Here is a 2,090-nt window from a genome sequence, read left to right as displayed (position 1 = left end):
GCGCTCACCGGCGCGGGGCTTGTCGCGCTCCTCGAGGGCGCCGATGTGGCTGAGCAGGCCGGRGAGCAGGGCCTGGTGGATGCCGTCGGCGTCGACCACGTCGGCGGGCTGGCCGACCTCGACCTTCATCTCCTTGCAGACCTGGCGCAGCTGGGACTCGAAGTCCTGCCACTCCCGGATGCGCAGGTAGTTGAGGTGCTCGCGCTTGCACATCCGCCGGAAGGCGCTGGAGCTCAGCTCGCGCTGCTGCTGCTTCACGTGGCGCCACAGGTTGAGCCACGTGAGGAAGTCGGAGGTCTCGTCCTTGAAGCGGGCGTGCTGCTGGTCGGCCTGCGCCTGCTGCTCGGCCGGCCGCTCGCGCGGGTCCTGCAGGCTCAGCGCCGCGGCGATCACGACCACCTCCCGCACGCAGCCCAGCCGCTCGGCCTCGAGGATCATCCGGCCCAGGCGCGGGTCGATCGGCAGCCGGGCCAGCCGGCGGCCGAGGTGGGTGAGGCGCGGTCCGTCCTGGGGTCGCCCACCCCGCCGCCGCCGGTCGCTCGTCGGTCGTACGTCGAGGGGCGTCGGGCCCTGGGGCTCCATCGCGCCGAGCTCCTCGAGCAGGTCGACGCCCGCGCGGACGTTGCGCTTGTCGGGCGGCTCGACGAACGGGAACCGCGCGATGTCGCCGAGGCCCAGCGAGGTCATCTGGAGGATGACGCTGGCCAGGTTGGTGCGCAGGATCTCGGGGTCGGTGAACTCCGGGCGACCCTCGAAGTCCTCCTCGCTGTAGAGCCGGATCGCGATGCCCTCCGCGACGCGGCCGCACCGACCGGAGCGCTGGTTGGCGCTGGCCTGGCTGATCGGCTCGATGGGCAGTCGCTGCACCTTGGTGCGCAGCGAGTAGCGGGAGATGCGCGCGACGCCGGTGTCCACGACGTAACGGATGCCGGGGACGGTCAGCGACGTCTCCGCGACGTTGGTGGCCAGCACGACGCGGCGGGTCGTCGAGGGGTGCGAGCTGAAGACCCGGTGCTGCTCGGCGGCGGACAGGCGGGAGTAGAGCGGGACGACCTCGAGGCGGTCGGACTGCAGCGCGGCGAGGGCGTCGGCGGTGTCGCGGATCTCTCGCTCACCGGGCAGGAAGACGAGCACGTCGCCGGGCCCCTCCTGGGAGAGCTCGCGCACGGCGTCGAGGATCGCCTCGGTCTGGTCGCGCTGGACGGGCTCGCCCTCCTCGTCGGCCTCCGGGAGCTCGAGCAGCGGCCGGTAGCGGACCTCGACGGGGTAGGTGCGCCCCGAGACCTCGACGACGGGCGCCCTGAAGTGCGCGGCGAAGCGGTCCACGTCGATGGTGGCCGAGGTGATGATGACCTTGAGGTCGGGACGCTTGGGGAGCAGCCGGCGCAGGTAGCCGAGCAGGAAGTCGATGTTCAGCGACCGCTCGTGGGCCTCGTCGATGATGATCGTGTCGTACTTGCGCAGCTGGCGGTCGCGCTGCAGCTCGGCGAGCAGGATCCCGTCGGTCATCAGCTTGACCCGGCTCGATCGCGACGTGCGGTCGGTGAAGCGCACCTGGTAGCCGACGAGGTCCCCGAGCTCGGTCCCGAGCTCGTCGGCGATCCGCTCCGCCACCGAGCGCGCGGCGATCCGCCGCGGCTGGGTGTGGCCGATCAGGCGACCGTCGGCGCCGCGCCCGAGCTCGAGGCAGATCTTGGGGAGCTGGGTCGTCTTCCCCGAGCCGGTCTCGCCGGCGACGATGACCACCTGGTGGTCGCGGATGGCCGCAGCGATGTCCTCGCGGCGTGCCGAGACCGGGAGCTCGGCGGGGTAGGAGATCTGCACAACCCGGCCATTCTTCCGCACGGGCGCAACCCGATTCGCGCCGGGACTCTGAGCCGGGTCACCGCTGGCGCACAGGTGGTCCACAGGTGCCGGGCGCAGGCTCGCGGCATGAGCGACAAGACCCCGCCTCCCTCCGACGAGACCGCCCCGATCGCGGGCACCCCCGCGCCCGCCCCCGCGCCCGCCCCCGCGCCAGCGGACCCGCCGCCCCCGTCGTCCTACGACGTCCCGCCCGACCACGACGCCGGCACGGGGCGGTCGTGGCG

General features: G+C 72.9%; 1 protein-coding gene. It reads right to left on the bottom strand.

Features of this window, described 5'->3' with window-relative positions:
• On the bottom strand, positions 1 to 1,824 hold a 1,824-nt coding region (gene hrpA, locus ACXJKL_RS19935), incomplete at its 3' end, for an ATP-dependent RNA helicase HrpA (protein ID WP_457208734.1).
• Between the last annotated feature and the right edge of the window lie 266 nt (positions 1,825 to 2,090).

It is taken from the genome of Nocardioides sp. P5_C9_2 (assembly GCF_054049555.1).
Note: the sequence above shows the minus strand (reverse complement) of the source record. Positions and strands in the feature narration are given on the sequence as shown.